Origin of the sequence: Woodsholea maritima DSM 17123 (assembly GCF_000382325.1) — a bacterium.
Classification (GTDB): domain Bacteria; phylum Pseudomonadota; class Alphaproteobacteria; order Caulobacterales; family Maricaulaceae; genus Woodsholea; species Woodsholea maritima.
The window spans coordinates 377,485-403,432 of record NZ_KB908057.1 but is presented as its reverse complement, the minus strand read 5'-3'; the positions used below and the strand labels follow the sequence as shown (position 1 = coordinate 403,432).

The 25,948-nt window shown below is 56.8% G+C and carries 25 protein-coding genes; 5 read left to right on the top strand and 20 right to left on the bottom strand.

The genetic code is table 11. The features are described from left to right. Nucleotides 1–144 precede the first annotated feature (144 nt). Nucleotides 145–1,935, top strand: a complete 1,791-nt coding sequence (locus H151_RS0107445; protein WP_019961025.1) for an ABC transporter ATP-binding protein — start codon at nt 145–147, stop codon at nt 1,933–1,935. A 90-nt stretch (nt 1,936–2,025) separates the two neighbouring features. Here the strand turns inward: H151_RS0107445 and H151_RS0107440 are convergent, their stop codons facing one another. From H151_RS0107440 to ruvC, 16 genes are all read right to left on the bottom strand, one after another. Then, a complete protein-coding gene (locus tag H151_RS0107440; protein ID WP_019961024.1) occupies nt 2,026–2,349 on the bottom strand; it encodes a DMT family transporter in 324 nt (107 codons plus the stop codon). 22 nt (nt 2,350–2,371) lie between these two features. Next, nucleotides 2,372–3,010 carry a glutathione S-transferase family protein gene (locus H151_RS0107435; RefSeq protein ID WP_040758928.1) on the bottom strand — a complete coding sequence of 213 codons (639 nt, stop codon included), beginning with the start codon at nt 3,008–3,010 and terminating at the stop codon, nt 2,372–2,374. A 2-nt stretch (nt 3,011–3,012) separates the two neighbouring features. After that, complete coding sequence (folP, locus tag H151_RS0107430) at nt 3,013–3,834, bottom strand: dihydropteroate synthase (protein ID WP_019961022.1); 822 nt, start codon at nt 3,832–3,834, stop codon at nt 3,013–3,015. Between the two features lie 54 nt (nt 3,835–3,888). Then, nucleotides 3,889–5,226: a DNA/RNA non-specific endonuclease gene (locus tag H151_RS0107425; protein WP_019961021.1), complete on the bottom strand. Its 1,338-nt coding sequence runs from the start codon at nt 5,224–5,226 to the stop codon at nt 3,889–3,891. A gap of 140 nt (nt 5,227–5,366) precedes the next feature. After that, a complete protein-coding gene (gene ftsH / locus H151_RS0107420) occupies nt 5,367–7,274 on the bottom strand; it encodes an ATP-dependent zinc metalloprotease FtsH (RefSeq protein WP_019961020.1) in 1,908 nt (635 codons plus the stop codon). A gap of 114 nt (nt 7,275–7,388) precedes the next feature. Then, complete coding sequence (tilS, locus tag H151_RS17005) at nt 7,389–8,708, bottom strand: tRNA lysidine(34) synthetase TilS (RefSeq protein WP_019961019.1); 1,320 nt, start codon at nt 8,706–8,708, stop codon at nt 7,389–7,391. A 36-nt stretch (nt 8,709–8,744) separates the two neighbouring features. Continuing rightward, a complete protein-coding gene (ybgF, locus tag H151_RS0107410) occupies nt 8,745–9,671 on the bottom strand; it encodes a tol-pal system protein YbgF (protein WP_019961018.1) in 927 nt (308 codons plus the stop codon). A gap of 185 nt (nt 9,672–9,856) precedes the next feature. Continuing rightward, nucleotides 9,857–10,372, bottom strand: a complete 516-nt coding sequence (gene pal, locus H151_RS0107400; protein ID WP_019961017.1) for a peptidoglycan-associated lipoprotein Pal — start codon at nt 10,370–10,372, stop codon at nt 9,857–9,859. A gap of 136 nt (nt 10,373–10,508) precedes the next feature. Further along, complete coding sequence (gene tolB, locus H151_RS0107395) at nt 10,509–11,849, bottom strand: Tol-Pal system beta propeller repeat protein TolB (protein ID WP_026353894.1); 1,341 nt, start codon at nt 11,847–11,849, stop codon at nt 10,509–10,511. 44 nt (nt 11,850–11,893) lie between these two features. Next, nucleotides 11,894–12,748, bottom strand: a complete 855-nt coding sequence (locus H151_RS17000) for a cell envelope integrity protein TolA (RefSeq protein WP_019961015.1) — start codon at nt 12,746–12,748, stop codon at nt 11,894–11,896. A gap of 19 nt (nt 12,749–12,767) precedes the next feature. Then, the gene (locus H151_RS0107385) at nt 12,768–13,202 is read right to left on the bottom strand and encodes an ExbD/TolR family protein (RefSeq protein WP_019961014.1); all 435 of its coding nucleotides are present in this window, start codon (nt 13,200–13,202) and stop codon (nt 12,768–12,770) included. Nucleotides 13,203–13,204: 2 nt separating this feature from the next. Then, on the bottom strand, nt 13,205–13,858 hold the full coding sequence (locus H151_RS0107380; RefSeq protein WP_019961013.1) for a MotA/TolQ/ExbB proton channel family protein: 654 nt from the start codon (nt 13,856–13,858) through the stop codon (nt 13,205–13,207). Between the two features lie 218 nt (nt 13,859–14,076). Beyond that, the gene (ybgC, locus tag H151_RS0107375) at nt 14,077–14,535 is read right to left on the bottom strand and encodes a tol-pal system-associated acyl-CoA thioesterase (RefSeq protein WP_019961012.1); all 459 of its coding nucleotides are present in this window, start codon (nt 14,533–14,535) and stop codon (nt 14,077–14,079) included. Continuing rightward, the gene (ruvB, locus tag H151_RS0107370) at nt 14,535–15,572 is read right to left on the bottom strand and encodes a Holliday junction branch migration DNA helicase RuvB (RefSeq protein ID WP_019961011.1); all 1,038 of its coding nucleotides are present in this window, start codon (nt 15,570–15,572) and stop codon (nt 14,535–14,537) included. The genes ybgC and ruvB overlap by 1 nt, the downstream gene beginning before the upstream one ends. Nucleotides 15,573–15,610: 38 nt before the next feature. Continuing rightward, complete coding sequence (gene ruvA, locus H151_RS0107365) at nt 15,611–16,291, bottom strand: Holliday junction branch migration protein RuvA (protein ID WP_019961010.1); 681 nt, start codon at nt 16,289–16,291, stop codon at nt 15,611–15,613. Further along, entirely contained in the window at nt 16,288–16,785 is a 498-nt protein-coding gene (gene ruvC / locus H151_RS0107360; protein ID WP_019961009.1) for a crossover junction endodeoxyribonuclease RuvC, read from the bottom strand. The genes ruvA and ruvC overlap by 4 nt, the downstream gene beginning before the upstream one ends. 179 nt (nt 16,786–16,964) lie before the next feature. On the opposite strand from ruvC, the gene H151_RS0107355 reads away from it, so the two are divergent. Both H151_RS0107355 and H151_RS16995 read left to right on the top strand, forming a co-directional pair. Continuing rightward, nucleotides 16,965–17,699: a hypothetical protein gene (locus H151_RS0107355; protein WP_019961008.1), complete on the top strand. Its 735-nt coding sequence runs from the start codon at nt 16,965–16,967 to the stop codon at nt 17,697–17,699. Nucleotides 17,700–17,711: 12 nt separating this feature from the next. Continuing rightward, the gene (locus H151_RS16995; RefSeq protein ID WP_019961007.1) at nt 17,712–18,899 is read left to right on the top strand and encodes a cupin domain-containing protein; all 1,188 of its coding nucleotides are present in this window, start codon (nt 17,712–17,714) and stop codon (nt 18,897–18,899) included. Between the two features lie 56 nt (nt 18,900–18,955). On the opposite strand, the gene tkt is transcribed toward H151_RS16995, so the two are convergent. The 4 genes from tkt to H151_RS0107330 form a co-directional block, all read right to left on the bottom strand. Next, the gene (tkt, locus tag H151_RS0107345) at nt 18,956–20,938 is read right to left on the bottom strand and encodes a transketolase (protein WP_026353893.1); all 1,983 of its coding nucleotides are present in this window, start codon (nt 20,936–20,938) and stop codon (nt 18,956–18,958) included. Between the two features lie 85 nt (nt 20,939–21,023). After that, the gene (pgi, locus tag H151_RS0107340; protein WP_019961005.1) at nt 21,024–22,559 is read right to left on the bottom strand and encodes a glucose-6-phosphate isomerase; all 1,536 of its coding nucleotides are present in this window, start codon (nt 22,557–22,559) and stop codon (nt 21,024–21,026) included. Nucleotides 22,560–22,732: 173 nt separating this feature from the next. Next, nucleotides 22,733–23,566 carry an aldo/keto reductase gene (locus H151_RS16990; protein ID WP_019961004.1) on the bottom strand — a complete coding sequence of 278 codons (834 nt, stop codon included), beginning with the start codon at nt 23,564–23,566 and terminating at the stop codon, nt 22,733–22,735. A 15-nt stretch (nt 23,567–23,581) separates the two neighbouring features. Further along, nucleotides 23,582–24,349 carry a YebC/PmpR family DNA-binding transcriptional regulator gene (locus tag H151_RS0107330; protein WP_019961003.1) on the bottom strand — a complete coding sequence of 256 codons (768 nt, stop codon included), beginning with the start codon at nt 24,347–24,349 and terminating at the stop codon, nt 23,582–23,584. A gap of 186 nt (nt 24,350–24,535) precedes the next feature. Between H151_RS0107330 and kdsB the strand changes: the two genes are divergently transcribed. Together kdsB and H151_RS0107320 are read left to right on the top strand one after the other, a co-directional pair. After that, a complete protein-coding gene (kdsB, locus tag H151_RS0107325) occupies nt 24,536–25,315 on the top strand; it encodes a 3-deoxy-manno-octulosonate cytidylyltransferase (RefSeq protein WP_019961002.1) in 780 nt (259 codons plus the stop codon). Continuing rightward, nucleotides 25,315–25,947 carry a histidine phosphatase family protein gene (locus H151_RS0107320; RefSeq protein WP_019961001.1) on the top strand — a complete coding sequence of 211 codons (633 nt, stop codon included), beginning with the start codon at nt 25,315–25,317 and terminating at the stop codon, nt 25,945–25,947. Before kdsB ends, H151_RS0107320 begins: the two co-directional genes overlap by 1 nt. The last annotated feature ends 1 nt before the right edge of the window (nt 25,948 follow it).

The following is a 25,948-nucleotide window of genomic DNA, read 5'->3' as shown; positions in this document are numbered from 1 at the left end:
TTGTGAGGCGCATGTCAGCGCGCGCCTCAGTCCTGATAGAGCGAGCGCGCGTTTGACGTTCGAGATCCGGTCACTGACCAGCTGCACACCCATCACAAATTTAAACACAGACGAAGCCCCGCTTTCTCGCGGTAGGAGCCTGCAATGGATGATGATCTGTTCGAGGATGAGCACGAGGACGTGCCCAGCCAGAAACCCCTTAAAAATCTCGAAGTCTTGAGCTTTCTGTTTGCGCAGTGGATGCGTCGCCCCATCATGTTTGGTGCGATTGTTGTGTTTTCGCTGTTGACCACCTTTATTGATATCACCATTCCGATTGCCGCCGGGCATTTGATTGATGTGCTCAATAAAGGTGAAGCCAGCGAATCGCCCTGGCCCGCCTATGCTGTGTTCATTGGGCTAGCGATTGCGCTGCATGCCTCGCGCCAAGCCATGGTCAGGAATGAGATCCCGTTTTCCAGCGCCAATATGGCCGATATGACCAGTGAAGCCTTCGCCAAGGTGCAAAAATTCTCCCTTGACTGGCATGCCAATACCTTTGCTGGTTCGGTCGTGCGTAAGATTACGCGCGGCATGTGGGCCTATGATACCATTACCGCGACCTTTTGGTTCAGCCTGCTGCCCTCCATCCTGGTGATGTTTGGTTTAGGCATTTACATGGCGCTCAATTGGGTGTGGGTCGGCGTTTATGGGCTCAGCGTCATTGCTTTCTTCATGGTCGCTAATCTGGTGCTGGCGCAATATTATATCCGTCCCCAGAATCTACGCGCGAATGCCAAGGATTCTGAACTGGGCGGGGCCCTGGCCGATGCCATGACCGGCATTGCCACAGTGAAAAGCTTTGGCTCAGAAGCGCGCGAGCATACCCGGTTTTACAATCTGGCCTGGGATTGGCGCGCAGAGGCGAAGAAGAACTGGACGCGCTTCGTCAACACCTGGCTGTTACAAAATGCCTGCGTGGTCGCACTGCAAGCCGGTCTGGTCGGGTTCTTGATCCTGTTATGGCAGAAGGGCAATGCCAGTGCGGGCGATGTGGTGTTTGCCATTACCGCCTTCATGTTGATGTCGGGCTATATGCGCCGCTTCGGGGAAGAGGTGCAAAATGTCCAGCGCAGCCTGGATGAGATCCAGGACATCGCCGCCTATAACCAAACCCCGGAGCAGATCAAAGACAAGCCCAAAGCGCCCAAATTCAAACCCGTCTCTGGACGGATTGAGTTTAAAAATGTCGATTTCGGCTATGAGGGTCAGGAAACCCTCCTCTATGAGGGCTTTAACCTGAGCATTGAACCGGGTGAGAAGGTGGCCCTCGTTGGCCCGACGGGCTCAGGCAAGTCAACCTTCGTCAAGCTGGTCCAGCGCCTTTATGACATCAATAACGGCCATGTTGAGATTGATGGCCAGGATGTGCGTGATGTCACCCAGGCCAGCCTACGCCGTCATATCGCCCTGGTGCCGCAAGATCCGGTGCTCTTCCACCGCTCGATCGAGGAAAACATCGCCTATGGCCGGCCCAAAGCCGATCACAAAGCGATTGTCGAAGCGGCCGAGCGTGCGCGCGCCCATGACTTCATCATGAACCTGCCTAAAGGGTATAAAACCCTGGTGGGCGAGCGCGGCGTCAAGCTGTCAGGCGGGGAACGTCAACGGGTGGCGATTGCGCGCGCCATCCTCTCAAACGCGCCGATCTTGATCTTTGACGAGGCGACCTCCTCGCTCGATAACGAGACCGAACGTCAGGTGCAGGAGGCGATGGCCGAGGTGACCCAGGGCAAGACCGCGATCATTATCGCCCACCGCCTGTCGACCATTCGGGATGCAGATCGGATCCTCGTTTTCGATCAGGGGCGGATCGTTGAACAGGGCACTCATGATGAGCTAACCGGTCGTGAGGATGGCCTTTATGCCCGCCTCGCCGCGCTGGCCAATTCCTAGTCACCCTTGAGCCTAGTCACCCTTGAGCCTAGTCACCCTTGAGATTGACGCTCTAATCTCGCCCAGAGCGTCAATTTTTGAGTATCAATCTCAAGCCGTCAGCTTCAACCCGATAATGCCCGAGACAATCAGGCCCAGGCAGATCAGCCGGGCCAGGGTTGCGGGCTCTTTAAAGAATAAGATGCCGACCACAGCCACGCCTACCGCGCCGATACCGGTCCAGACCGCATAGGCGGTTCCGGCGGGTAAATGCTTCATTGCACTGGACAAAAACCACAGCGATCCGACCAGCGCCACCAAAATACCGCCCTGATAGATCCAAGGGCCATCGTCCTTGACGTATTTAAAACCCAAGGCCCAGACCATTTCCAATATTCCGCCGATGACCAAAAGGGTCCAAGGTCCTAAATGCATGACTTATCCTCACACGCGCCGATTAAATCGGGGCCTCATGGCGCATCCAGATCTCGCGAATGCGTAGATCTGTTTCTAGCAGATGGGCCGCGCGCGCCAAGCGCGGGCAGTGATCATCAAACCATACGCGGCTGGGGGTCCACAGGCTGATCATCGCGGTATAAAGATCAAGGATGGTTGGCCTATCTCCCAATAAATAAGGACTTTCATGCGCCTTGAAGGCCTGTTCCATAATGAGCCACAGGCTCTTTCGCCGTTCGGTGGCGAGGTCTTTCATCACGCCATGTTGATCAGGATCGGGATGAAAACGCGACGGCTTATCGCTTAACACATAGGTCGAATAGATATTCGCGGCCAAGAAGACCATCCAGCGCATCAAAACAGGACGTTCGCGCGCGGTGATCGCAGGCATCCAACCGGCATCTGCGCCATAGCGCTCGGCCAGATACATCAAAATCGCCGCGCTTTCGCACATCACCTGCCCATCGGGCAGGACCAGCGCAGGCACCTGCCCCACCGGATTGATGTGAAGCAGTTGTTCCAACTGCCCCTCTTCAAAGGGGGAGTGCTCGATCAGCTCATAGTCCAGGTTCAAGACGCTCAACAGGGCCTCAACGGCCATGGACCCGCAGCCCTTAGCGCCAAACAGAGTAAACCCCATGACTACTCCCCAAATAATAACGCGCTTTGCACTTTTAAGGCCTGCACCGTGGCGCGCACATCATGCACCCGCACCACCGCAGCGCCTTGGCGCGCGGCATAAAGCGCCACCGCCAAAGACCCGCCCAGACGGTGATCAGCCTCAGCGCCCGCATCCAATTCACCAATGAAACGCTTGCGAGAGGCCCCAATAAGGATCGGAAAGCCCAACCATTTCAATGCTTCAATATGGCGCAACAGCTTCAGATTATGCGCGAGCGTCTTGCCAAATCCGATCCCCGGATCCAGCCAAATATCGCAAGGCTTCACCCCGGCTTCAACGGCAATTCGTATCCGCTCGGTTAGAAATCCGCTCACCTCGCGTACCACATCGGTGTAGACCGGCGCGCTTTGCATGGTTTTGGGCTCACCCAACATGTGCATCAGGCACACACCACAGCCCAGCTTTGCTGCCATGCGCGGCGCCCCCGGCGCACGCAACCCATTGACATCATTCCACAAACGCGCACCGGACGCGATGGCGGCTTCTGCGACTTCAGGCTTCATAGTGTCAATCGAGAGCGGGATATCCGGGCGCAGACGGGTCAAGGCTTCGATCACCGGAACCACGCGGGCCATCTCATCGCGCACACTTACCGGATCCGCGCCGGGCCGGGTTGATTCCCCGCCAATATCGAGCCAGTCGGCCCCCTCCTCGATCAAGGACAAGCCATGGGCTACACCCGCTTCAGGGGTGGAAAATTGTCCGCCATCGGAGAAACTGTCGGGCGTGACATTGACAATGCCCATCACGACCGGATGGGCGCGGGAAAGATTAGCGCTCATACCCCTTAGATACACCAGCGCGCGCGCGGCGCAATGGCCACGCGCCCTTCACGCTTAGAGATCGTCATCAAGGGCTGGGTTATCCTCATCCGGATTAAGAATGCGGATCGGAGCTTTTTGCGGGGGCATGCCGGCGGTTTTCGCCGGATCCACCCAGCCGAGCGAGCGGTGAATGAAGGTAATCGTCTCGCCGTCCTTGCGGCCCTGTTCTTCGGCGTATTGCACGCGGTCGACCCGCTCACCTGCGCCATTCATCAGGCGGATGACCCCGCCTTTATTGGAGAGCATCAGGGGCGAGACCGGCTGAATGCGCTTTCCCTCACCCGGCCCTAAAAGCCCGTCCAGTGGTTTGGGGGTGCGTTTGGCATCACTGATCGTCCAGCCTGAAAGATCAATCGTCTCGTTTGAAAGATTGAGGATTGAAACCCATTCGCCCTCGCGCTCATCGCCCAGCGGATTGACCATCGCCGCAGAGATGAAGACATCAATCTCCTCATCACGCACGGTTTCGCGCACCTCTCTGGCCCCAACCAATTCTTCGGGCACATTGGTCTCAATCCGCTCAGGCAGGCTGCGCACATTCAAACGCTCACGCGCGTCACGGGTCGCGGTACTGTCAGAGAAGTAGAGCGGATTAGAGGCAGGCACCACATCGGGAAAGACCAGGCCCGTGCGCTCTTCAATCTCCGTCACTGAGACTTGATAGTTTTGATAATCAAACAGTTTACGGCCCGAGCGATCGGCCATCGCCTCCGCATCTTGCATCATGATAAAGGCGCGCGTTTCCAGCGCATCGCTTTTATTCATAAACATCACGACCTTGAAAAAGGCTGACGGGATCATGGCCGGGGGACGCCCCTCAGGCGTGATTGTACGCGAGAAGTCTCCAAAAATCGGCCCGGAGATCACGCTCAACCGGCCATCGCGGTCGAGATCACACGCATAGACCCATTCTTCCAGCGCCAGCCACTCATCTTGGTTGAAGCGGGCGTGTTGTAAACAGGCATTGGTGAAGAAGAAGGTATCATCAGAGGCCATCTTGGCTTCGCGCGCCGTGCGGCCCCAGGCCGCGGTGGCTTTACGGGCCAAATGCCCGCGATCCCAGGGGTTGTCGCGATAATAGTCATTATTCAGCTGATAATCGGGTCCGACCCGGCTATCAATGCGCCACTTATCCGAGCGGGGAACCGTTTTAAATTGCCCCTGGTCTACGTTTAACGCCGCAAAGAAGGGGGCGCGCATGTCGCGGTCCATCACCACCGTGTAATTGACATAGGTGGCATTGATCTCTTCAACCAGCGTCGGGCTACGTAACACCCGGCCTGCAATGCGCGCCGAATAATCCGGTAAAGGCACAGAGACATCGAGGAAATTAGGATCATAACCGGCCATGGCCTGGGCCCTCCATCGCGAGATTGGAAGGCCCCAGTAAACGCTTAGGCGCTGCGTTTTACAATTTTAGATATATGACATTTTCAAGAAAAAACCCGGCCCTCAAAGAGGACCGGGCTTTTTGTAAGTCGTCAAACGCCTTAGACGCCGGGTTTAGGCTCCAGATCGCCCGATAAAGGCGCATCACCTTCATCCTCAATCACCGGCACCGCACCGCTACCGCCCTTAGGCGGGCTGGAGGGCATATCCGGGCGTTTTGGCGGGATGCCTTTGATCAGATTGGTAATCTCTTCCCCGGTCAGAGTTTCATACTCCAAAAGACCTTGAGCAAGTATTTCCCAGTCCTCGCCCTTCTCCGTCAAGATGCGACGTGCCGTTTCATGGCCCTCGACAACCAGTTTACGAATGTGATCTTCAATCATACGCGCGGTTTCCGCGGACAAGGCTGTGCCGCGCCCGATATCAGGCTGATAGCTATCGCCGCGATGGCTATAGGCAATTGGACCGATCTCATCGACCAAGCCATATTCGGTGACCATGGCGCGCGCGATGCGCGTTGCCTGCTCAATATCCGAAGACGCCCCGGAGGTGACTTTGTCTTTACCGAATTTCAGCTCTTCCGCGGCGCGCCCGCCCATCAAGATCGCCAGGCGAGAGATCATTTCTTCGCGCGATTGGCTCAGCTTATCCGCTTCTGGCAATTGCATCACCATGCCCAAAGCGCGCCCACGCGGGATAATCGTCGCCTTATGCACCGGATCAGCGGCCGGTACATTCAAGCCGACGATGGCGTGACCGGCTTCGTGATAGGCGGTCAGAATTTTTTCTTTTTCTGACATGACCATAGAGCGACGCTCTGGCCCCATCAGAACCTTATCCTTAGCGTCTTCGAACTCTTTCATGGCGACCACGCGCTTATTGCGCCGTGCCGCCAGAAGGGCCGCTTCATTGACCAAATTCATCAGATCCGCGCCTGAAAAGCCCGGTGTACCGCGCGCGATAACTTTAGGATCAACATCATCAGCCAAGGGCACATTACGCATATGCACTTTCAAGACCTTTTCACGCCCGATAATATCAGGGTTTGGCACTTCGACCTGACGGTCGAAACGACCAGGACGCAAGAGAGCGGCATCCAACACATCCGGCCGGTTGGTGGCCGCGATCAGGATAATGCCTTCATTGGCTTCAAATCCATCCATCTCAACGAGGAGTTGGTTCAAGGTCTGTTCGCGCTCATCATTGCCGCCGCCCATACCGGCCCCGCGATGGCGACCAACGGCGTCAATCTCATCAATGAAGATGATGCAAGGCGCGTTTTTCTTGGCCTGCTCGAACATGTCCCGCACCCGGCTGGCACCGACACCGACGAACATTTCCACGAAATCAGAGCCTGAAATCGTAAAGAAGGGCACATTGGCTTCACCGGCCACGGCGCGCGCAATCAAGGTTTTACCGGTCCCTGGAGGGCCCACCAGCAGCGCACCTTTTGGAATTTTACCGCCCAGGCGCTGAAACTTTGAAGGATCTTTCAAGAACTCGACAATCTCTTGGAGCTCTTCTTTGGCTTCATCAACACCGGCCACATCGTCAAAGGTGACCCGGCCCGTTTTCTCGGTCAACAGCTTGGCCTTTGATTTACCAAAGCCCATGGCCCCGCGACCGCCGCCCTGCATCTGACGCATGAAGAAAATCCACACACCGATCAGCAACAGCATCGGGAACCAGCTGATCAGGATGCTGATGATATTAAGCCCACCCTCAGTGGGTTCTTGCGCTTTGATATCAACCCCATTCTCACGCAAGGCCTGGGATACCGGGGCATCCGCAGGGACAAAGGTGCGAAACTCACCGCTATTGGTCTGGCCGCGAATATTCTGGCCTTCAATGACGACCGATTGAACTTCGCCGCGCTCAACCTGGGTCATGAACTGGCTATAGGAAATTTCGGTTCCGCTTGGCGTATTGGAATGGCCTTGAACCATGTTGAACAGGGCCAACAATAAGACCAGCAAAATCCCCCAGACCAAGATATTGCGCAAATTCATACGTTCGTCCTTGTGGTGCGCCCCTCTATCACAGGGCGTACGAGTTTTATCGGTTCAAGATGATATTGGTAGCCCCTAAGGGTTCTGCCAGTCATCTTTGAGATTCAAATACAGTTATACAACATCAAACCACGCTAAAGGGTGAACGCAAAGCAGGCTGCGCTGCAATCTTTCCCATCCCAGCCACTCAATATCAGCCACCGGGCCTTCTGCGCCCATCACGCCTTGCAGATTTTCGCCCTCTGCGACACATACGCCCAGGCTTTGGCGTAGAGCGGGCGGTATTTTCGCCTCAGCCCCCCAAAGGGGATTGTCCGGATCACGGTCATCCTGGCGTTTACAGGGGCGCACCAAAAGGGTTGTTTTTGCGCGAATAAAGAAGCGTCCATCCCAAATGCCGCAGGCCCCCTCACTCAAAGCGAAGGGAATAAGCCCTGCCATGCCATCGCGCCGACCACTGACCGCGCCCGGATCGCGCCCCATGACACCCTTTTCGGTGATATGCACACCAAAACCAGTACCCGCTTCACCTTGCAAAATCCAATTGCGAAATGCGCGGATAGTCGGTGCCGGCACAGGACCTCTTTGTCCCGAAATGCCCAAAAGCACCCCTTCGAGCAGAAGGGTTTGCGCATTTTCTGATAAACGCGCAAAGGCCTCGCGGTCCACACTAAAACCGCCCCACCTATACAGCGTGACTGAACGGTGGGTAAAATTTATGGCCTCCAAACGCGCAGCATTATCCGGTTCACGGTTTTGATCGGCAAATTCACCCAGGGGGGTGAGCTCTAACCCCTGATCTTGAAAGCCTTTTAGACTGCGACGCGCACGAACCCGCTCATAAAAGGCGTTATCATTGGAAGGATCATCGACCCATTTGAGTTTATTCTGGCGCAAAACATCGCGCAAATCCTCACGCGCTTGATCAAGCAAGGGCCGGGCAATCCAAAGATCGCGCCCTAAAGGCCAGCTGGGCGAGGGTGAAAGCGCCGTCATGCCCGTGAGCCCCTTACCCTCAACGCCGCGGATAATGCGCATCCAGAGCGTTTCGGCCTGATCATCCAAAGTATGGCCCAGGCATAACAGCTTTATCCCAAGACGCGTGCAGGCCTTGGCAAATAAATCATGGCGCGCTTCACGCGCGAGCTTTTGGCCCGGACGCGCGTGCCCCCAGCGCAGAATATGCGCTGACGCGCCCATCCGTGCGGCATGTTGGGCCGCGTCCAGCGCTTCAAGCGCACTTTCATCGCGCAGGGCATGGTCCACGATAATGGCGTGCAAGGCGCGATCACGGGTCTTGGCCCATTGTGACATGTGGAGCAAAAGGGCAAGCGAATCCCCGCCCCCTGACAAACCGATCGCGACCGGCCCACTGGCCACCCCCGCCTCGGCACTCAGGCGATCCATGCGTCGGGCGAAGTGATCAGGTGTCATCGCATTACGACCTTTCATCAAGGACGCACGAGCGATCTAGTTACATCCTGCCCGCGCGGCTTCACGGCGTGCTTTCCTGCGCGCATCTTCGCCTGCATTGGGAAATTGGCGAGAGAAATTATTTAAAGTAGCGCACGCCTGGTCAAGTCGATCAAGGGCTGCCAAGGACGCACCCAGACGAATTAAAGCATCGGGCGCTTTCTCCCCGCGCTCATTGGCGCGCAAGGATGAAATGTAAGCCTCTGTTGCATCAGGGAATTCACCTTGCACGAAATGGGTCTCCCCCAACCAATACCAGGCATCCCCTGCCAAATCATTCTGGGGATAAATTTGAACAAAGTTAGCAAAACTTTCCTGAGCGCCGGCAAAATCACCATCCAGCAAGCGCGAACGTCCTTCGCGGAACAGATCTTCAGGCAGAGCCTGGGTTTCTACGCTGGCCGTTCCGGCCAGAGCCGCAGGACCAGATTGGAAGTCCTCGTCTTCAACGCGCTGAGAGGGTTCTGGCAAACGGGTTTGGCCCAAAGGCTGTACGCTGGCCGCGCGCGCATCCCGAAACGGATCATTCGGGTCTTGCGGGACCACGCTAGGATCAACACTTGCGCCTTGGCCGACTTGAGGCTCCAGGCTTGCCGGACCGCCTTCACCCTCTTGGGTCATGACATTACCGCGCAACAAGCGCTCAATATTAACGCCTAAGGCTTCCAATTCCTGACGCATACGGCGATTTTCAAAGCTCATGCGTTCCAGCTCGCCCGTGGTTTGGCGCTGCTCACGCTCCAGCGCATCAACGCGGGTGATCAAACGTTCCGCCACCGGATCACCGGCGAGAAATTGTGTTTCTAAATCGGCCAAGCGCGCTTCAACCCGGTCCAAGCGCTCAGCTAATTCCCGGCGCGATTGCGCCTGAGCCGGAGCGGCCATCGCCAGCACAACAAGAACACATCCAAAAATCCGCAACATTTGCATACCCTCTTATCCCCCGCCTCGACCCTGATAGGGGGACGCGATCGCTCGCGCCCTAGATCCATAACGAAGCTTCGCTTTTAAAGTTCAAGCTGGCCCATTTTATGGCGATCATTAAAAAGACCCGCCAAGCCAATGGCAAGGCGGGTCTCTTCATTCACTCTATAACCGAAAGCGTCAGATTAAGACGCAGCGCCGTCCGTGATCACGGTGATGGCGTTACGGTTGACCGCATGGCAGCGCTCAGAGTTCTCGGTGCAAGTTGGGCGCTCTTTACCGTAAGAAACAACAGAGATGCGAGATGGGTCTACACCTTGGCTGATCAGGAAGTCGCGTGCAGATTGTGCACGGCGATTGCCCAGAGCCAAGTTGTATTCGCGCGTGCCGCGCTCATCGCAATTGCCAGCAATCAGGATGCGAGTTTGCGGATAAGCGTTCAACCAAGACGCCTGACGGCGCAAGGTTTCGCGGGCTTCACCGGTCAGATCGTAACGATCATAGCCGTAGAAAACGCGGTCGCCAGCGTTCACTTCAAAGTCTTGGACTGAACCGGCAACTGGGCCTTGTGGCTCAGGGCGCGGCTGTGGAGCAGGACGCTCAACAGGAGCCGGAGTTGGCTCAACAGGTGCAGGCTTGCTGGCGCAAGCTGCGAGGGACAGGCCCAGCACAGCGGCTGAGAGTACAGATACATATTTCATGGCGCGAAAAAACCCTCATCAAAGCCTCGAAGGTGGGAGGCTTCCCCCCTTACGAAAGTGATATGTGTGACGTCCTACAAGCTCGCGTACAACACCCCTCTGTCACACGCTCGCATGCATATTACTCCGTAAATCATCACTCAATCAAGGGCGACCATGCGGGGTCGGATGCTTGACCTTGTGTCGGCAGGCGACGGAGGTTGAAACCTGCCAAATCTACACTCCAAATCTCGTAGCGCGTGCCGTCCGAACGACGCTCACCGCGGGTAAAGAGAATGACGCGGCCATTGGGCGACCAGGCCGGGGTGTCAACGAAAAAGCCTTCATAAAGAATGCGTTCGTCCCCAGAGCCATCGGCGCGCACAACGCCTAAAGAGAACATGCCTTGGTGTTGTTTGGTAAAGGCGATCAAATCGCCGCGCGGTGACCAAACCGGCGTCGTATAGCGCCCTTCACCAAAGGTGATGCGCTGGGCTTCACCGCCATCCGCGCTCATAACATAAAGTTGAGACGACCCGCCGCGCGTTGAGGAAAAGACCAAGCGCTCCCCATCGGGGGAATAAGACGGCTCCACATCATTGGCCGGGCTGTTGGTCAGCTGGCGCAATTGACGCGTACGCAGATCAAAGCGGAAAATATCGTGATTACCCTGACGCTCGGCCGACACGGCCAGCACATGGCCTTGCGGGTGATAGCGCGCAGACAGGCTTTGACCCTCAGACGCCAGGCTTGGCCCACTATCAAACAGGGCTTCTTGGCGCCCACTTTCCAGATCATAAAGGAAGCTGGTTGCATGGCCGTCGCGGAAAGACACATAGGTGATTTCCTGGCTGACAGGCGAATAGTTCGGCAATAACGCCATATAATTGCGGCTGGTCAGGAAGGAGGGATTGGCCCCGTCCTGATCCATAATCGCCAAGCGGCGTACCGGAATGCCGTTATCGCCCGGCGATTCCGCGACATAAACGATGCGCGTATCGAAATAGCCTTTTTCGCCGGTCAAACGCTCATACACCGCATCGGCCAGCTTGTGCGCGACCCGGCGCCAATTTTCCGGCACGGACGTCAAACGCAGACCGGTCAATTGCTGTTCAGACGCCGTATCCCATAGACGGAAAGCCACCAACAGTCGGCCATCGTCCATCACCTCAACACTGCCCACGACCAGGGCATCGGCATTGATAACCCGCCAATCGCCAAAGCGCGGGCGCAGATTGATATCTTCGATGCGCTCAATAAATGCTTCATCATCAATCGGTGCGAAAAGCCCGGAGCTGGCTAAGTCTGCGGCCACGACACGCGCGATATCCGCGCCGCGCTCACTGGCCAAACCAGGCTCACCGACAAAATCTGGAACCGCAATCGGCAAAGGCTCCAAATGGCCCTCGGTGACATCGACGACCAGCTGGGCCTGCGCCGCGCTGACAAAGGCAAGGCAGGCGAGGAGGGCAGACAAGCTTAGTCTTAGTAATCGCATCACATTGGCTCCATTTTGGGTCAGTTTAGCAGGCGATTGGGTCATCACAATGACAATTGGAAATTTAAAGTGACAGAGCGCCATTCGCTGTATTGCTCAGGCGGCAAATGATAGGGCTGGCAGTCCAAAACCGCACGCACAGCGCGTTCACCGGCAATGCGCAGATACCGGTTTGATGAATTCATCACCCGGTTTTCATCTTGTAGACGCGGGGCATCGGCAAGCGTTCCATTCCGCTCCAGGCGAATATTGACCGTGACGCCCAATTGTTCCGGATTGGGCATGTCCGCGGGTTCACGCCAGCAGCGACGCACTTGCGAGAACATCAAATCGCGCGCGGACGCCGTATTGGCCGTGCCCGCCCCGACCTGACGCTGGGTTTCGCCTTGATTATTACTGCGCGCGACTTGCGCGGTATCTTGGGCGAGGTTCAACAGATCCGACAAGGACGGCTCACGCGGGCGCTGGGGCTCGCGCCGTTCAGGCTCTGGCTCAGGCTGAGGATCGGGCTGGCGCGGTTGAGGCTGAGGCTCCGGCTCGGGTTCAGACTGAACCGGCTCGGGCTCAGGCTCAGGCTCGGGCGCGCGCTCCTCTTGTTGCTCAGGCGGCAAAGGAATGGGCTCGGGCTCGGGCTCGGGCTCAGGTTGCGGCTGCGGTTCTTCAACGGGCTGAGGCTCGGGCGCGATCGGCTGATCGATATCGGGTTCGTCCTCTGGCTCGGGCTCAGGGGTTTGGGCACTGGCGCGCACATTCGAGTGCGAGCTCAAGGTGACCAGCTCGATCGGGACGATATGCGCACTTTCGAGATCCTTGAGGAAAGAGGGTAAATAGACATAGCCCGCGCCCAGCACCAAAGCGTGCAGCGCCAACGACAAAACTATGCCTAAAACCTTACGCATGAAGGTCTATCCCGTGCACCTAGTTACGGATCGGATCAGTGACGAGGCCCAAATTGCCGTAGCCGGCAGAGGACACCCGCGCCATCACACGCATGACATCGCCATATTCTGCACCATCATCGGCGCGAATATAGATCCGGGCCTCAGAGCCCGTGCCGGCAATCGCGCGCAGGCGCGGAACCAGCTCGTCAAACACAATCTCGGTTTCCTGCAGATAGATCTTGCCATCGGCCTGAATGGTCAGGGTCAAAGGCTCCTCTGAGGTCGTCATCGCCTGAGCTTCGGTGTCGGGCAGATCCACCTCGACCCCCACACTCAATAACGGCGCGGTAACCATGAAGACGATCAACAAAACTAGCATCACATCGACAAAAGGCGTGACGTTAATCTCGGCCTTCGGGCCCCATTTGCGCCGCGAACGGCCCGAACTGGCGGTGTCTAAACTGGCACCCATCCTTAATTCCCCCGCGCCGCCAGGGCAGAGAGATCATCGACAAAGCCTTCCAGCTTCACCGCGTATTTTCCAAGATTAGACGACAGGGCGTTGAAAAAGATCACCGCAGGAATAGCGGCAACCAGGCCCAAAGCCGTCGCGAACAATGCCTCAGCGATACCCGGGGCCACAACGGCAAGACTGGTGTCTTGAGTGGCCGCGATCGAGCGGAAGGAGTTCATAATCCCCCACACCGTGCCGAGCAGACCGATAAAGGGCGCGGACGAGCCGATAATGGCGAGAATGCCCAGGCCGCCTTCCAACTTGGTCAGCTCGCGATTGGCTTCCGCGCCTGCCGATTTGGCGGCCGCATAGCCCGAAAAATCGCGCATCGCCGCGGCCAGAACCCGCCCAAAGGGATCATTGGGGTTATGACCATAGCGCTGGTTCAACGCCTCTAAAGAGGTGCCAGACCAGAATTCTTGTTCAAAAACCTTGGCTTTGCCCTGCAGACTTTTCAGCATCAACGATTTTTCAATCGCGATGGCCCAGGTCCAAACCGACAAGAAAGCCAAAATGGCCATTACGCTTTTGACCACAATATCGGCGCGCAAAAACAGGCCCATAACACTCAGATCGTGACCGGCTTGCGCCACTTCAACGCCAATAGTTTCCATAAAAATCCCTTATCGGCGATCGTTGTCCCGCTGGCCTACAGCGTGACAAAGAACGCCCCCGCTCCGTCTTGCTTCCCTTATCGGTCAGACACTCCAACACCTTGTGTAGCGGGCCTTTGTTGCGACAACAAGACATCTTCCACAAGAAGTCAGGCGACTCCCGAAGGATAAGCGAATATTATGCCAGCTTGTGACGCCCGATTACGGCAATTTTGCGTTCAGGCTTTGAGGTCATCAACGCTAAAATCGCCTAATCGTTCCACCAAATCAACCGGTAAACGCTTGGGACGGCCCGATAAATCAATGCAGACGGCCTCCACCCCAGCCTTTGCGATCAACTGTTCGCCTTTATGAATTTGTTGTAAGATTTCAAAACGTGCGCCCTTGGCGGCCTTAAATTGGGTTGCGACCAGCAACGCATCATCAATGCGCGCCGGGCGTTCATATTCAACGGTGATTTTACGCACGGCAAAGCCCAAGGGCGTCTCGGCCTCTAACAGGGCCGCATGGTGAACACCCAGACAGCGCAAAGCATCCGTGCGCCCGCGTTCAAAGAATTTCAGATAATTGGCATAATAAACAACGCCGGTAAAATCAGTGTCCTCATAATAGACCCGCACTGGCAGGCGGTGGGTATTATCGCTGGACCAATAGCCCTGATGCGGTGTGGCTTGCATCATTTCCCCCCAAAGAGATCGCCGCTTAAATGCTCCGGCCGGGTATATCCCAAATGATCATAGGCCCGCCCCGCCGCCATGCGCCCACGCGGCGTGCGCTGGATAAAACCTTGCTGGATCAAGAAGGGCTCCACGACATCTTCCAGCGCGTCTCGCGCCTCAGCGCAGGCCGCGGCCAAAGTCTCCACCCCGGCAGGCCCACCACCAAAGCCCTCGATGAGGATTTTAAGATAGCGCCGGTCGAGCGCGTCCAGGCCCACCTCATCCACATCCAAGCGCTTCAAGGCCTTATCCGCGACCATAGCGGTTATCACCGGATCGCCATCGGCATCGGCGAAATCGCGCACCCGGCGTAATAACCGCCCGGCAACGCGCGGGGTGCCGCGTGAGCGCTTGGCAATTTCACGCGCCCCGCCCTCATCCATCGGCGCGCCCAGCTTTCGGGCACCGCGCGCCACGATCTTGCACAGATCATCGACATCATAAAATTCCAAGCGTACCGGCACGCCAAAGCGATCACGCAAAGGCGTCGCCAACAAGCCCGCGCGGGTCGTCGCGCCAACAAGGGTAAATTGCGGCAGATCAATACGCACCGTGCGTGCGCTCGGCCCTTCCCCAATCACCAGATCCAGGCAGAAATCCTCCATCGCGGGATAGAGAATTTCTTCCACCGCGGGCATCAGGCGATGGATCTCGTCAATGAAAAGGACATCGCGCTCTTCCAGATTGGTCAAGATCGCTGCCAAATCCCCGGCCTTGGCGATGACAGGCCCGGAGGTGGCTTTAAAATTGACGCCCAGTTCACGCGCCACAATCTGCGACAGCGTGGTTTTACCCAAGCCCGGCGGGCCAGAAAGCAGAACATGATCAAGCGCCTCACCGCGCTTTTTTGCAGCCGCCACAAAGACTTTAAGATTGGAAATCGCCGCCGGTTGCCCGACGAAATCAGAAAAGGATAACGGGCGCAGCGCCTTATCCCGGCCATCCTCAGACTGGGCTTCGCCTGAAATCAGGCGGGCATCGGGGGCTTGGGTCATAGAGGCGTCCTAGCGAAGGTCATGATCACAGTTAAAGGCTATCGCGCCAAATCTTTCAAGGCCGTGCGGATCAGCGCGCTTTCGCTCGCCTCCTCGCCCAAGGCCCGCAACGCCTCGGCGGCGGCGCGGCGCGCCTCGCCCTCGCTATAGCCCAAATTCATCAGGGCCGAGATGGCATCTTCACGCGCGCTGGACGCGGGCAAGGGCGCAAGGCTGGGCGCTTCCTCAACGCCATCTTCAATCTGGGGTGTTTCAACCCGCTCATCCCCCATTAAGCCTGCCAGGCTAGAGCCCGAACGGGTGGCCAGACGTCGCCCAATGGGCGGGGCCTTGTCTTTCAACTCCGTCACCATGCGTTGAGCGAGTTTTTTGCCGACACCCTTGGCACGCTCAAAGGCGCTGGCATCGCCCAGCACGCTCGCGCTTTCGACCTCAGAGGGTTTGAGCACGTCCAAAATCGCCAAGGCGGCCTTGGCCCCCACCCCTTGCACGCTTAGCAGGCGGGCAAACCAAGCGCGTTCAGACTCTAAGCTGAAGCCATACAGCTTGATCGCGTCTTCGCGGACATGGGTCTCTATGAAGAGGCTGATCTTTGCCCCCGGTGCCACTTGCGAGAGGGTGCGCGCGCCCACGGCGACCAGATAGCCCACGCCATTGACGTCCAGGATCAACTCCTCCTCGCCCAGGGCTTCGACCACACCGCGTAAAAATCCAATCATGAAGCCATCCTTGTTTTCATCCCACGATGATGGGCGTGACAGATTGCAATCGCCAAAGCATCCGCCGCATCGGCTTTGGCCTTGGATCCGGGTAACAGCATGGCGACCATGGCTTCGACCTGATGTTTTTCTGCATTGCCGGTGCCGACCACCGCCTTTTTCACCAGCTTGGGCGCATATTCACCCACCATGAGACCCGCACGCGCAGGCGCGATCACGGCGGCCGCACGCGCCTGGCCCAACTTCAAGGCAGAGACACCGCTGGCATGGACAAACTGATCTTCCACGCCAACCTCATGGGGCTGATGGGTTTCGATCAAGTCCTCAACCGCATCATAGATAAAGCGCAGTCTTTGCGGCATTTCGGCCTTAGCATCGGGCTTGATCACCCCACAGGCCAAAAACGCCAGGCGCGTACCATCCTGGGCGATCAGGCCCCATCCGGTTTTATTTAGGCCCGGATCAATGCCCAATATACGAATCAAACCCGCCATAGACCACATATACCACTTTTGTTCTCATTCGCGAGCCCGATTTCAGCCTGCGTTCATGTTGAAAGACGCAATAAAATACGAGGCATAGTTTTTTATTAAAGTTTCAGGCGAAAGGTCTGGTCAGGACCCTCTGGCCTGATAGGCTGAGCGTTCAAGACTTGGGGCATAAGGGCAGGACAATGAGCAAAAGACCACTTTCACGGCGTTCCTTCTTATCGACGGTTGCCGGCGGGGCTGCGGTATTAACGGGGGCGGCCATGGGCGGCACGGCGGGAGCCAACACCCACCGCGCCCAAAGCGGATGTACCGACAGCGATACGGGCCGCCATTCCGATGGCGTTGGGCGCGGACGGCGCTGCGAAACCGGCATCACCGACAGCGATACCGGCACCTATGCCGATAGCGCCGGCAATGGGCGCGGCACCGGAACCACCGATAGTGATACGGGGCGATACGCCGATAGCGTCGGCAATGGTCAGGGCCAGTCTGGCGTCACCGACAGCGATAGCGGCAGCTATGCGGACACTGCGGGAAATGGCCGTGGATCAGGTACGACCGACAGTGATACGGGGCGTTATGCCGACAGCGCCGGAAATGGGCGTGGCTCTGGCACCACAGATAGCGACACCGGTCGTTATGCCGATAGTGCCGGAAATGGCCGCGGATCAGGCACGACCGACAGTGATACGGGCCGTCATGCCGACAGCGTTGGTCAGGGACGCAATTCGGGCGTGACCGATAGTGACAGCGGACGCTATGGTGACAGCGCGGGTAATGGGCGCGGTACTGGGACCACCGACAGTGACACAGGCCGCAACAGCGATGAGGCGGGAAATGGGCGTGGGTCACGCAGCTGTAGTGACAGCGATAGCGGACGCCATGCCGATTCTGGTGGCAATGGGCGTCGCTGCTAAGACCGCCCGATCATGAACCATACCTTTCCCACGGGGCTGGACAATCTTCTGGCCCCGATTACCCCGCCTGACTTCTTTGCGCAATATTATGAGCAAAAACCCCTGCGCCTGTGCGGTGTTGGGGATGGCGAGCGCTTTGGCCCTCTGCTCTCGCTCGCGCGCATTGATGATATTTTGGCCAGCCATACGCTGCATCAGGGCGAGCTGGACATGGCGCGCGCCCATCCCCCTTTGAGGTCTGAGGATTTCACATCGGACCAGGGGATTATTGATCGCGGCGCCGTGGCGCGGCACTTTCAAGAAGGCGCGACGATCATCCTGCCGCAATTACATCTGCGCGAGCGGATTCTGGGCGAGTTTGTCCGCGCCCTGGAACAGGACTTCTCCGCCCATGTGCAAACCAATATCTATCTGACACCGGCCAACGCACAAGGGTTTAAAACCCATTATGACGGCCATGATGTCTTTATCCTGCAAGTCGAAGGCCGAAAACGCTGGCGGCTTTATGATAGCCCGATCCCGACCCCCTATCGCGGTGAGAAATTCGTCCCCGGCCAGTTTGAGCCCGGTGAGCCCAGCGATGATTTTGTGCTTGAGCCCGGCGATGTCCTCTATATCCCGCGCGGCCTGATGCATGATGCGATCAGTCTGGAGGGGGAAGCCTCGTTGCACATCACCACGGGCATCTTGGTCAAGACCTGGGCGGATTTTATGCTGGAGGCGGTGTCAAATGCGGCGCTGAATGTGCCGGCGCTGCGTCGATCCTTACCGCCAGGCTTTGCGCGCGAGGATTTTGATCGCGCCCAGATGAGCCAAGCCGCCAGCGCCGCCTTTGACGGTTTAAAAGCGCATATGGATGTGGAGGCAGTCACCGACATCTTCATTGATCTCTTCCTGCGCACCCGTCAGGCCGACACCAAAGGCGCCCTTTTGGCCAGTCATGCCCCGATCACGGCCAAGATGGTGTTTCAAAAACGCCCTCTGGCCCAAATCCGCCTGGCCGATGGCGGTGATCACTGGATTTTGGTCGCACCGGGCGGGGATATCCGCTTTGACCGTGAGGCTGAAGCGGGGCTCGACCTCATGCTGAGCGGAGCGCGTTTTAGCCTGGACGCCTTTGAGGCCCTCAGCCCAGAGCGGGCCAAAAACAGCCTCAAACGCCTCATGGCCTATGGCGTTATCGAAACCCTCAGCCCCTAACAAAAAAGCCCGGATCCAAGATCCGGGCTTCTTTGTTTTAAAGGACTAAGCGCGGCTTAGACCAAAGCCTCAGCGGCTTTGACCACAGCTGCGGTCGTAATGTTGAAATGCTCATACAGCGCTTCGGCAGGTCCAGAGGCCCCAAAGCCCTCCATGCCCACAAATCCGCCTTCCATGCCGATCAAAGCATCCCAGCCATAGCGGCAGGCGGCCTCGACCGCGACGCGCGGCACGCCGGGGATCAGAACGCTATCGCGATAGGCTTTGTCCTGTGCGATAAAACGATCCACACACGGCGCGGAGACGACACGCGCGTGAATGCCTTTGGCTTTCAGCTCGCCTTGAGCCTCAACGGCGAGGCTCACTTCAGAACCCGTCGCGATCAGGATCACCTGGGCCTCACCTTCGGCCTCACGAAGCACATAAGCGCCCTTTGCGGTGAGGTTTTCAGAACCATCGTCTTCACGCAAATGCGGCAAATTCTGACGCGACAGGGCCAAAACGCTTGGCGTGCTTGGCGCTTGCAGCGCACACGACCAGGCTTCTGCCGTTTCCAACGCATCGCACGGACGGTAGACATCCACATTCGGCATCGCGCGCAGTGAAGCCAGATGCTCAATCGGCTGGTGGGTCGGACCATCCTCACCCAGACCAATGGAATCATGGGTGAACACATAGATCGCGGACTGGTTCATCAACGCCGCCAGACGGATGGACGGACGACAATAATCGGCAAAGACCAAGAAAGTCCCGCCATAGGGGCGGATACCACCATGAAGGCTCATCCCGTTCATGGCGGCGGCCATGCCATGCTCACGCACACCATAATGGATATAAGCGCCTTTATAATCCGGAGCCTGAATAGCGTTCTGGCTCGGCGCTTTGGTGAGGTTTGATCCGGTTAGGTCGGCAGAGCCGCCCACCAGACCGGGATAGGCCTCAGCGATGGCTTCGATCGCCATGTAAGAGGCTTTACGGCTGGCGACGACCGGCTTCTCAGCGGCCATTTTGTGCGCATGGTCGGTAATGGCTTTCAGCGCCGATACAGGCAAGCCCGCATCCAATTGCGCTTTGAAGGCCTCGGCTTTCGCAGAAGCCGACACACGCTCGGCCCAGGCTTTATGCTCGGCTGCGCCGCGGGTCCCGGCCGCATGCCAGTCTTGTTGAACATCGGCGGGGATTTCAAACGCGCCATGCGCCCAGCCCAAGGCGGCGCGCGCACCGGCGATTTCCTCAGCCCCCAAAGGCGCACCATGGCTGGAGGCTTTACCCGCCTTCGTCGGGGCCCCAAAACCGATCACGGTACGGCAGGCGATCAAAACAGGCTTATCGCTGGATTTTGCCGCCTCAAGGGCCTGATCAATCGCCGCATAATCATGACCATCCACACGCATCGTGGTCCAGCCTGCGCTGTCAAAGCGTGCGCAATGATCCACGGTGTCCGACAGCTCGGTATCGCCATCGATGGAGATATTATTGTCATCCCACAACACAATCAGGCGGTTGAGCTTCAAATGCCCAGCGAGCGAGATCGCTTCCTGGCTGATGCCTTCTTGCAGATCGCCATCTGAAGCAATGACCCAGGTGCGGTGATCGACCAGATCATCGCCATAATCTGCGTTCAAGATCCGCTCAGCCAGGGCCATACCCACCGCGGTGGAGATGCCTTGGCCCAAAGGCCCGGTGGTTGTCTCAACGCCTGCGATATGCCCAAATTCGGGGTGACCGGCGGTTTTCGCGCCCAGCTGGCGGAAGTTTTTAAGGTCATCCAGGCTCACATCCTCAACACCGCTGAGATGGAGAAGCGCGTAGATCAGCATCGAGCCATGGCCCGCCGACAACACGAAGCGGTCGCGATCGGCCCAATTGACATCCTTGGCATCAAATTTCAGATGACGTGACCATAATACACTCGCCACATCGGCCATACCCATCGGCATGCCGGGATGGCCGGAATTGGCCGCCTGTACGGCGTCCATGGACAAGGCCCGAATGGCATTGGCCATGGACTTTAGCTTAGAAGGGTCAAGAGCGGTCATGATGAGGGCCTTTCGCAACAATCCGCGATTACCCCTATCAGATTCGCATCCAACAGGGGCCACCTCTTCACGCCAAACTTAACGCTTAGAAGTTAAACTGGCGCAAGAGATCCTGGGTCACTGGGTCAAAGCGGCTCTGATCGCCCGAGAGGATCGAATTCGCAAGCTCTTTGCCCAGTTCAACCCCCCATTGATCGAAGGGGTTGAGATCGTATAACACAGCTTCGGTGAAAACCTTGTGTTCGTGAAGCGCAACCAAAGCCCCCACGGTCTCTGGGCTCAACTCATCGAGCATCACAATGCTCGATGCACGCCCCCCCGGCATATGGCGGTGCTGGCCTTGCTCATCATCACCTTCGCGGCCCTGCATCAAGGCGGCCGATTGCGCGACCATATTGGCAATCAAAGCCTTGGCGCGCTCATCATCACTGAACGTCATGGAGCGCAATCCAATGAAGTCGACCGGCACACGGTCCGTAGACTGATGAAGCCACTGGAAGAAAGAGTGTTGAACATCTGAGCCGCGCCCGCCCCAGACAATCTGGCCGCCCTGATGTTCGCCCAAAGGCTGACCGGCATGGGTAACGGATTTACCCAGGCTCTCCATTTCCAATTGCTGGAGATAATTCGGCAGCATTTGCAGGCGCGACGCATAGGCTCCAACGCAGCGCGAATTTTGCCCCAACAGCGCGCGGTTCCACACATCAATAATGGCTTTGGCGACCGGCATGTTTTGCGCCAAAGGCGCAGAGGCAAAATGCTCATCCATCGCGCGCGCGCCATCGAGCAGGCGATCCATAATGTCGGGACCGAGTACCAGATCGAGGCATAATCCAGCCGCCGACCAAACCGAATAGCGCCCGCCAACACCTTCGGCGAAGGCAAAAACTTTTGATGGATCAAGGCCAAAGGCAATGGCTTTTTGTGGTGCAGCCGTTGCCGCAGCAAAGCGCGCATCCGCGCCGGCCTTGCCCAAATGCGAGGTCAGCCAGGCATGGGCAGCACGCGCATTCATCAAGGTTTCTTGCGTGGTAAAGGATTTTGAGATCACGCAGAACAGCGTTGTCAAAGGATCTGCGCCCTCAATCGCGTCTTCTAAATCGGCTGGATCCAGATTGGAGACGAATTTCAACTCCACATCTTTTCGGCCAAATTTATGAAGCGCATCATAGAGAAAGCGCGGACCTAGATCCGACCCGCCAATGCCGATATTAACCACGCGCTTGACCGGATGACCGTCCAGAATGGGCATTTGCTTCATCGTGGCCGCGAAAGCGCGCGTGGAGATCCGCGCCATACGCACTTCTTCGCCAAATTCTTGATCGGTCAACAGATCTGGATTGCGGATCGCGGCATGAATGGCAGGGCGTTTCTCAGTCGTATTGACGATGGCGCCCTTATAGAGCGCCTCACGCTTGGCCTCAAAATCTGCCGCCTCTAACAGGGCATGAAAGGCACCGAGTGCGGCTTCGTCCAAGCGCTGTTTACGCGCATCCAGGCTGACCCCTGCGGCTTCAAACTGCAATGCCGCATCGCGCGATCCCCCTTGAGCAACAAGCTCACTCAAAGATACATTTTCAAGGCGGGCAGCATGAGATTTAAGTGCAGATAAGTCGGCCATGGTTGGATTCCCCTAACGTATAAACGTGGTTACCCTCTGATGGAGCTTTAACCACGTTTGTGATCTTGAGCGCGATCTTAGATCTTTGTAGGCCGCTGAATAGTCCTTTTTTGCGCCTGCGAAGATAAAAGCGGACATCTTTCAGCAACTTTAAACAATTGGTCTTATAGACCTTAGTCGCAGAGCCCGGCAATGCGCGCATTGGCGCGAATATGGTGCGCGCGCGCACTCGTCATCATCACAATATCGGCTAAAGGATTGACAAGGCTAGCCTTTAGGCTAACTCCGCTAAAGTCGGCATTGGCCTTAATCTGAGGACCGTTCAAACGCGCCTTGAAAGCCTTCGCTAGAGGGTAAAGATCAGACATTTGGCGCGGAATTTTTACAGAGGGCGGACCTTCACCGCGCGTCTCAATCGCCCACAGCGCTCGTCCCTTTGCTCTAGCAACCTCCAAACGCGAAATATGAGATTGAGTAAGACCCAGATGTATCGGCGTCATAATAATGTTAAATATGTCGTCCCTAAGGGCATAGTTAATACCGGCACCTCGTACGGCTATGCCTAAATATTTAAATGCCCCGCTAGATTTCAGGTCTCTTAGCTTTTGTATAAATTCTTTAGTGAGCTCAGCAGCAGCTGGCCCATGCAGGATAAGTGCATCAACCCCACATATTTGCAATCGTTCTAAACTCTGAACAAGCGAGGTTTCAACGGCCTCGGCTGTTAAATCACGTTTCTTTCCAAAAATCCCTGTAGAATGCACACCAACTTTGGTGGAGATAAAAATCTGATCACGCGGTAAATCGCGCAATGCCAAACCTAGTCGACGCTCCGCTTGCCCCCCGCCATAGGCCGGGGCCGTATCAAAATGGCGGATACCGCACGCATAGGCGTGATGGATCAAAGCCTGCGTTTGGCGCGCGGACACCAAAGGTGTCCCCAAGGCACCGGAGACGCCAAACCCCAGATGGGCCAACGGGCCCGAGCGGTGGACCAAAGTCCCCATCGGGCCCCACTCCCCTTAGGCGTTTGCCATATCCTCGTCAGAAATGTCGAAATTGGCATAAACGTTTTGGACATCGTCCAAATCATCCAGCACATCCATCAACTTCATGACAGTTGGCACTTTATCCCCCTCAACCGGGGTCAGGGTCTGGGGCTTCCAGATGATTTTGGCCGATTTGGCTTCGCCATAAACGGCCTGGAGAGCGGTCATGACTTCATTGAGGTCTTCACGCGCGCAATAAATCACGTGCTCGCCGACTTCTTCGTCATCATCATTAAGGCTGGATTCTTGAATGACGTCCTCTGCGCCCGCTTCAATCGCGGCTTCCAGCATGGCTTCTTCATCGGCGACGGATTCGTCATACCGGATCTCGCCGACATTATCGAACATGAAAGCGACCGAACCGGTCTCACCCATATTGCCGCCATTTTTGGAAAAGGCGGTGCGCACTTCAGCTGCGGCGCGGTTACGGTTATCGGTCGAAACCTCAACGATCACACCAATACCGCCCGGACCAAAGCCTTCATAGCGGATTTCTTCGTAATCTTCACCGTCCCCGCCTTGGCCTTTATTGATCGCGCGCTCAATATTGTCTTTGGGCATGGATTGGCCCTTGGCGTTTTGAACCGCCAGACGCAGGCGCGGATTGGCATCCGGGTCAGGGCCACCGAGTTTAGCTGCAATCGTGATCTCTTTAGAAAGTTTAGAGAAAACTTTAGAGCGCGCCTTATCCTGGCGTCCTTTACGGTGCTGAATATTGGCCCATTTCGAGTGCCCGGCCATGGGGAACCTCCGGTAAAATCAGGTCAGCCTATGATCTTTTTCCAAGACATAGGTGCATGGATGGAATGAAGGGCGCTGTTTAGCGCAATCTTAGACTTTAGGCAAAGGCAGGCGTCATAAGGTCTTGCCCGATGCGCTCACCCATGTCACCTACACCCGCCTGCCCTTTCACTTACGGAGTTTGCCATGAGCGTTATTGCCATCATTCCAGCGCGTTATGGATCATCACGCTTTCCTGGCAAGCCTCTGCACAAAATCGCGGGCCTGGAAATGGTCGAGCGGGTGCGCCGCTTGGCCGCGGCCGCACCCAGCGTCGATAAAGCCCTGGTTGCTACTGATGATGAGCGGATTATCGCCTGCGTGGAAGGCCATGGCGGTGAAGCGGTGATGACGCCTTTAAGCTGTCGCAATGGTACCGAGCGCGCCTATGAGGCGGTGAAAGACTTCGCGAAAGAGGACGACATCATCTTGAATTTGCAGGGCGACGCACCCCTGACCCCGCCCTGGGTGGTCGATGCGGCGGCCAACGCGATGGTCAAAGATGCCAGCCTTAAAATGGCCACGCCTGCGGTTCAGCTGGACCCGGAGACCGAAGCGAAGACCCGCGCGGCGAAGGCCGCCGGTGAGGTTGGCGGCACCAGCGTAGTGTTTGATAAGAATATGAATGCGTTATATTTTTCAAAAGCCGTTCTGCCTTTCCAACGTCATCCTGAGGAAAACATTCCGGTTTTCAAGCATATCGGCTTATACGCCTATCGCTTCTCTACCCTTCGCACGCTGGTTGCGCTTGACCCCACCCCCTTGGAGCGCGCAGAAAGCCTTGAACAATTGCGCGCGTTAGAGAATGCTATCCCTATCCGTATCGTTTTAACCAATTATCGCGGTCGCACACCCTGGTCAGTAGACAGCCCGGAAGATGCAGTTCGCGTTGAAGAGATTTTAAGCCGCGAAGGCGAGATTTTGTAATGCTTCTGGTCTTAGCCCGTCATGGCAATACTTTTACCAGCGAAGACACACCCGTTTGGGTCGGGGCGAAAGAAGACCTGCCCCTGACAGAGCGCGGGCTTGCCCAATCGCGCCAGATTGGCGCGGCGCTATTAAGTGCCCATCATCACCCTGATCGTATTATCGCCGGGCCCCTAAAGCGCACGCGCATTGGTGCCGAACTGGCCGGTGAGGCCTGCGGCTTTACCGGCGAGATCGAAATTGATGAACGCCTGAAAGAAATTGATTACGGCCAGTGGGGCGGGAAAAGCGATGAAGACATCGCCGCTCAATGGGGCCAGCAGGCCATTGATAATTGGCGCGAGAAGAACATTGCGCCCAATGATGCTGGCTGGAGCCCCAGCCCAGATGAACTAGCCGCAAATGCCAAGGCCGTTTTCGAAGATGCCACATCGGATCTAAGCGATGATCACCTGGTGCTGGTTCTGACATCCAACGGGATTTTGCGCTATTTTCACCCTTTGCTCACCACAGGCCTTGGGGGTCACGTAGACCCCAAGGTTAAAACCGGGCATTGGTGTGTGGCTGAAATCACCACGCAATCTACCCGCCTGTTATGTTGGAATGACAAGCCCAGCGCCGAGGTCTTCTAAA

Coding starts and splice junctions, on each gene's coding strand:
- ftsH (WP_019961020.1), bottom strand. CDS start 7,274: ATGAATTTGCGCAATATCTTGGTCTGGGGGATTTTGCTGGTCTTATTG.
- ruvB (WP_019961011.1), bottom strand. CDS start 15,572: ATGACCCAAGCCCCCGATGCCCGCCTGATTTCAGGCGAAGCCCAGTCT.
- H151_RS0107355 (WP_019961008.1), top strand. CDS start 16,965: ATGAGCAAAAGACCACTTTCACGGCGTTCCTTCTTATCGACGGTTGCC.
- ruvC (WP_019961009.1), bottom strand. CDS start 16,785: ATGGCGGGTTTGATTCGTATATTGGGCATTGATCCGGGCCTAAATAAA.
- pgi (WP_019961005.1), bottom strand. CDS start 22,559: ATGGCCGACTTATCTGCACTTAAATCTCATGCTGCCCGCCTTGAAAAT.
- tilS (WP_019961019.1), bottom strand. CDS start 8,708: ATGACACCTGATCACTTCGCCCGACGCATGGATCGCCTGAGTGCCGAG.
- H151_RS0107385 (WP_019961014.1), bottom strand. CDS start 13,202: ATGGGTGCCAGTTTAGACACCGCCAGTTCGGGCCGTTCGCGGCGCAAA.
- H151_RS0107330 (WP_019961003.1), bottom strand. CDS start 24,349: ATGGCCGGGCACTCGAAATGGGCCAATATTCAGCACCGTAAAGGACGC.
- tolB (WP_026353894.1), bottom strand. CDS start 11,849: ATGCGATTACTAAGACTAAGCTTGTCTGCCCTCCTCGCCTGCCTTGCC.
- ybgC (WP_019961012.1), bottom strand. CDS start 14,535: ATGCAAGCCACACCGCATCAGGGCTATTGGTCCAGCGATAATACCCAC.
- ybgF (WP_019961018.1), bottom strand. CDS start 9,671: ATGTTGCGGATTTTTGGATGTGTTCTTGTTGTGCTGGCGATGGCCGCT.
- H151_RS0107435 (WP_040758928.1), bottom strand. CDS start 3,010: ATGGGGTTTACTCTGTTTGGCGCTAAGGGCTGCGGGTCCATGGCCGTT.
- H151_RS0107445 (WP_019961025.1), top strand. CDS start 145: ATGGATGATGATCTGTTCGAGGATGAGCACGAGGACGTGCCCAGCCAG.
- tkt (WP_026353893.1), bottom strand. CDS start 20,938: ATGACCGCTCTTGACCCTTCTAAGCTAAAGTCCATGGCCAATGCCATT.
- H151_RS16990 (WP_019961004.1), bottom strand. CDS start 23,566: ATGGGGACTTTGGTCCACCGCTCGGGCCCGTTGGCCCATCTGGGGTTT.
- folP (WP_019961022.1), bottom strand. CDS start 3,834: ATGAGCGCTAATCTTTCCCGCGCCCATCCGGTCGTGATGGGCATTGTC.
- H151_RS0107320 (WP_019961001.1), top strand. CDS start 25,315: ATGCTTCTGGTCTTAGCCCGTCATGGCAATACTTTTACCAGCGAAGAC.
- H151_RS0107380 (WP_019961013.1), bottom strand. CDS start 13,858: ATGGAAACTATTGGCGTTGAAGTGGCGCAAGCCGGTCACGATCTGAGT.
- H151_RS0107425 (WP_019961021.1), bottom strand. CDS start 5,226: ATGGCCGGTTATGATCCTAATTTCCTCGATGTCTCTGTGCCTTTACCG.
- kdsB (WP_019961002.1), top strand. CDS start 24,536: ATGAGCGTTATTGCCATCATTCCAGCGCGTTATGGATCATCACGCTTT.
- H151_RS0107440 (WP_019961024.1), bottom strand. CDS start 2,349: ATGCATTTAGGACCTTGGACCCTTTTGGTCATCGGCGGAATATTGGAA.
- H151_RS17000 (WP_019961015.1), bottom strand. CDS start 12,748: ATGCGTAAGGTTTTAGGCATAGTTTTGTCGTTGGCGCTGCACGCTTTG.
- pal (WP_019961017.1), bottom strand. CDS start 10,372: ATGAAATATGTATCTGTACTCTCAGCCGCTGTGCTGGGCCTGTCCCTC.
- ruvA (WP_019961010.1), bottom strand. CDS start 16,291: ATGATTGGATTTTTACGCGGTGTGGTCGAAGCCCTGGGCGAGGAGGAG.
- H151_RS16995 (WP_019961007.1), top strand. CDS start 17,712: ATGAACCATACCTTTCCCACGGGGCTGGACAATCTTCTGGCCCCGATT.